The organism is Acetobacterium wieringae, from assembly GCF_026646375.1.
Lineage (GTDB): Bacteria > Bacillota > Clostridia > Eubacteriales > Eubacteriaceae > Acetobacterium > Acetobacterium wieringae_A.
Map to the genome: position 1 here is coordinate 1 of NZ_JAIPPU010000038.1, position 4,562 is coordinate 4,562.

Sequence of the window (4,562 nt, forward strand, 5' to 3'; positions counted from 1 at the left end):
GATTTTACCCTATATTCCGGAATTCCATATAGGAGCTATTTTATCAGTGGTGGTAATATTCCTGGTTTCTGCGACTGAAACGATTGGAGACACCACAGCCATGGTGGTTTCAGGTCTTGACCGTGAGATAACGGAAAAGGAGATATCTGGTTCTCTTGCCTGTGATGGTTTTGCCAGCAGTATTTCCTCCTTATTCGGCTGTCTGCCGGTTACTTCTTTCAGTCAGAATGTGGGACTTATTGCTATGACAAAGGTTGTTAATCGATTTACTATAATGACTGGGGCAGCCTGTATGATACTGGCAGGTTTATTTCCGCCGATCGGAGCTTTTTTTGCATCTCTTCCTGAGGCTGTTCTGGGAGGTTGTACCATTATGATGTTTGGATCCATCATCATAAGCGGAGTGCAGATGATGGCCAGAGCCGGGTTTTCCCAGAGAAATTCCATTATCAGTTCATTATCGCTCAGCGTTGGAATTGGATTTACCTTGATTCCTGAAATCTTTCATATATTCCCGGGAATCATTCAGGACGTATTTGCAGAGAACTGTGTGGCTGTGGTATTTGTATTGGCCCTGGTATTGAATCTTATACTTCCGGAAAAAATGGAAATTGAAAAGCCAGCAGAGGTGATGGAGTAGAGCTTATATTCCGATGGATAACAGAAAAAGCGCAGGCAAAGATGCCTGCGCTTTTTCATTAACCAGAATCACGTGTGCCCCATGTTTTTGGGCAATAAAAAACTCCCCGAGTAGGACTCGAACCTACGACCCAACGGTTAACAGCCGTTTGCTCTACCAACTGAGCTATCGAGGATTACTGAGGCATATACCCTCAAAACCACACATTGCTACATATCTATTTTCATCCGTTCTTTCCTCTTACCTAAACCAACCTGGTTAAGCCCTCGACCTATTAGTGACAGTCAGCTACACATGTTGCCATGCTTCCACCTCTGCCCTATCTACCTCGTCGTCTTCAAGGGGTCTTACTCTTGCGATGGGATATCTCATCTTGAGGGGGGCTTCACGCTTAGATGCCTTCAGCGTTTATCCCTTCCCGACTTGGCTACTCTGCCATGGCCTTGATAGCCAACAGATACACCAGAGGTCAGTCCATCCCGGTCCTCTCGTACTAAGGACAGCTCCTCTCAAATATCCTACGCCCACGCCGGATAGGGACCGAACTGTCTCACGACGTTCTGAACCCAGCTCGCGTACCGCTTTAATGGGCGAACAGCCCAACCCTTGGGACCTACTACAGCCCCAGGATGCGATGAGCCGACATCGAGGTGCCAAACCACTCCGTCGATGTGAACTCTTGGGAGTGATAAGCCTGTTATCCCCAGGGTAGCTTTTATCCGTTGAGCGATGGCAATCCCACTTTATACCACCGGATCACTAAGTCCTAGTTTCCTACCTGCTCCACCCGTCGGTGTCGCAGTCAAGCTCCCTTATGCCTTTGCACTCTTCGAATGGTTTCCGACCATTCTGAGGGAACCTTTGAGCGCCTCCGATACCCTTTCGGAGGCGACCGCCCCAGTCAAACTCCCCGCCTGACATTGTCCCCCAGCCAGGTCATGGCTGCAGGTTAGAAATCCAATACCGCAAGGGTGGTATCCCAACATCGGCTCTGCAGAGACTAGCGTCCCTGCTTCATTGCCTCCCACCTATCCTGTACATGCAGTACCGAATCCCAGTATCAAGCTGGAGTAAAGCTCCATGGGGTCTTTCCGTCCTGGCGCAGGTAACCAGCATCTTCACTGGTATTTCAATTTCACCGGGTGCATTGTTGAGACAGCGCTCAAATCATTACGCCTTTCGTGCGGGTCGGAACTTACCCGACAAGGAATTTCGCTACCTTAGGACCGTTATAGTTACGGCCGCCGTTTACTGGGGCTTAAATTCAGAGCTTCGCGTTGCCGCTAACCCCTCCTCGTAACCTTCCAGCACCGGGCAGGCGTCAGCCCATATACCTCACCTTTCGGTTTTGCATAGACCTGTGTTTTTGCTAAACAGTTGCTTGAGCCTATTCTCTGCGGCCTGGTTTCCCAGGCACCCCTTATCCCGAAGTTACGGGGTCATTTTGCCGAGTTCCTTAACAATGCTTCTCCCGCCGGCCTTAGGATTCTCTCCTCATCCACCTGTGTCGGTTTACGGTACGGGCACATATTACACAATAGCGGCTTTTCTTGACAGCCCCTACGAAGACTTCCCTACTTGTGTTCGGTACGCGTCACACCTTCCTGTTGTTGGGTGGATTTGCCATTCCAACCAGTCCAGTGCTTGCCCCGGTCTTTTCATTCCCGGGTTCTTCTTCGGTTCTGTGTCCCCACAGTTCTGATAATATGCGGTACAGGAATTTCAACCTGTTGTCCATCGACTACGTCTTTCGACCTCGCCTTAGGCCCCGACTTACCCAGAGCAGATCAGCTTTACTCTGGAAACCTTAGATATTCGGCCTGGAGGATTCTCACCTCCATCTCGCTACTCATTCCGGCATTCTCTCTTCTTAACACTCCACATCTCCTTACGGTAATGCTTCTGTGCGTTAAGAATGCTCCTCTACCAATGTATATAAATATACATTCCACAGCTTCGGTGTCGTGTTTTAGCCCCGGACATTTTCGGCGCAGGACCTCTCGACTAGTGAGCTATTACGCACTCTTTGAATGTGTGGCTGCTTCTAAGCCAACATCCTAGTTGTCTGTGAAATCCCACATCCTTTTCCACTTAACACGCACTTTGGGACCTTAGCTGGTGGTCTGGGCTCTTTCCCTTTTGACTACCCAACTTATCTCGTGCAGTCTGACTCCCGTACATCATCTGGCCGGCATTCGGAGTTTGATATTCTTTGGTAAGCTTTGACGCCCCCTAGGAAATTCAGTGCTCTACCTCCGGCAGACTAATACGAGGCTAGCCCTAAAGCTATTTCGAGGAGAACCAGCTATCTCCGGGTTCGATTGGAATTTCTCCCCTACCCACACCTCATCGCCACCCTTTTCAACGGATGTGCGTTCGGTCCTCCATTTCCTTTTACGGAAACTTCAACCTGGACATGGGTAGATCACCCGGTTTCGGGTCTACCTTTACTGACTCAACGCCCTATTAAGACTTGGTTTCCCTTCGGCTCCGCACCTTAAGTGCTTAACCTTGCCAGTAACGGTAACTCGCCGGACCGTTCTACAAAAAGTACGCGGTTCCACCTTAAACGTGGTTCCACAGCTTGTAAACACAGGGTTTCAGGTTCTTTTTCACTCCCCTCCCGGGGTCCTTTTCACCTTTCCTTCACAGTACTATGCGCTATCGGTCACTAAGTAGTATTTAGCCTTGGGGGGTGGTCCCCCCGAATTCCCACAAGGTTTCTCGTGTCTCGTGGTACTTTGGATCCTGCTCGCTGACTATTGTTTTCCCATACAAGGCTTTCACTTTCTATGGCCGGTCTTTCCAGGACCGTTCTGGTAACAAATCGTCTCACTTATTGCAGTCCATAACCCCAGTATGCACGCATACTGGTTTAGGCTCCTTCCATTTCGCTCGCCGCTACTTTGGAAATCGAGTTTTCTTTCTTTTCCTCCGGGTACTTAGATGTTTCAGTTCCCCGGGTTCCCGACGTATGGCTATGTATTCACCATACGACAACTGAGGTTTGCTCAGCTGGGTTTCCCCATTCAGATATCTCCGGATCAAAGGATATTTGCTCCTCCCCGAAGCTTTTCGCAGCTTATCACGTCTTTCATCGGCTCTTAGTGCCAAGGCATCCACCCTGCGCTCTTATTAGCTTAACCAATTCGATGTTCACCTGCGGGTGCGGGCTACTTATCTAAGATACATAGCGTTGTATCTCTGGTCTTAGGTTTGTTATTTCACCGTACGTTACGGTTACTTTAACGAGTTTTGTTTTGGTTACATCGTTAGATGTAACACCTCGGATGTCTTGATATTGTCTTTATACTTTGACATATAAAAACTCTATCTAGATATATTTCAATATGTGGTTTTCAAGGTACATGCGTGATGCAATCTAAAGCGTTATCTATTAACACACTTCGCAATTACACCAAATGGAGATGGAGAGATTCGAACTCTTGACCCCCTGCTTGCAAGGCAGGTGCTCTCCCAACTGAGCTACACCCCCAAAATGCTTGGATGCTGGTCTACCCTATGAAGGCAATCCCTATTTTTTTTATATTAATCATCTGGTTTAATAAACCAATGGGCTTAAGTGGACTCGAACCACCGACCTCACGCTTATCAGGCGTGCGCTCTAACCAGCTGAGCTATAAGCCCATAAATAATCTGGCACCCACCTGCTCTCCCATGCCGTCTCCAGCATAGTACCATCGGCCGCTTAAGTCTTAACCATCGTGTTCGGGATGGGAACGGGTGTCTCCCCTAAGCGCATCGGCACCAGAAATCTTTTGTCTTTCTTGGTGTTTCTATATTCTTTTTTATTTGCTTTGAAAACCAAAGACTCAACAGTATATAAAACCCTTACTTCTTCTTCCTTAGAAAGGAGGTGATCCAGCCGCACCTTCCGATACGGCTACCTTGTTACGACTTC

1 protein-coding gene, 3 tRNA genes and 3 rRNA genes are annotated in these 4,562 nt (G+C 48.4%); 1 reads left to right on the forward strand and 6 read right to left on the reverse strand.

Translation table 11 applies throughout. The features are described 5' to 3' along the window. Positions 1–640, forward strand: a 640-nt coding sequence (locus Q7P33_RS17705) for a solute carrier family 23 protein (RefSeq protein ID WP_303872073.1), incomplete at its 5' end; no start/stop codon positions are given. Between the two features lie 102 nt (positions 641–742). On the opposite strand, the gene Q7P33_RS17710 is transcribed toward Q7P33_RS17705, so the two are convergent. The 6 genes from Q7P33_RS17710 to Q7P33_RS17735 form a co-directional block, all read right to left on the reverse strand. Continuing rightward, positions 743–815, reverse strand: a tRNA-Asn gene (locus Q7P33_RS17710). Between the two features lie 79 nt (positions 816–894). Further along, a 23S ribosomal RNA gene (locus Q7P33_RS17715) occupies positions 895–3,786 on the reverse strand. 277 nt (positions 3,787–4,063) lie between these two features. Beyond that, positions 4,064–4,136, reverse strand: a tRNA-Ala gene (locus Q7P33_RS17720). 78 nt (positions 4,137–4,214) lie between these two features. Then, a tRNA-Ile gene (locus tag Q7P33_RS17725) sits at positions 4,215–4,288 on the reverse strand. Between the two features lie 7 nt (positions 4,289–4,295). Next, positions 4,296–4,413, reverse strand: a 5S ribosomal RNA gene (gene rrf, locus Q7P33_RS17730). Between the two features lie 97 nt (positions 4,414–4,510). Further along, a 16S ribosomal RNA gene (locus Q7P33_RS17735) occupies positions 4,511–4,562 on the reverse strand; the annotation flags it as partial.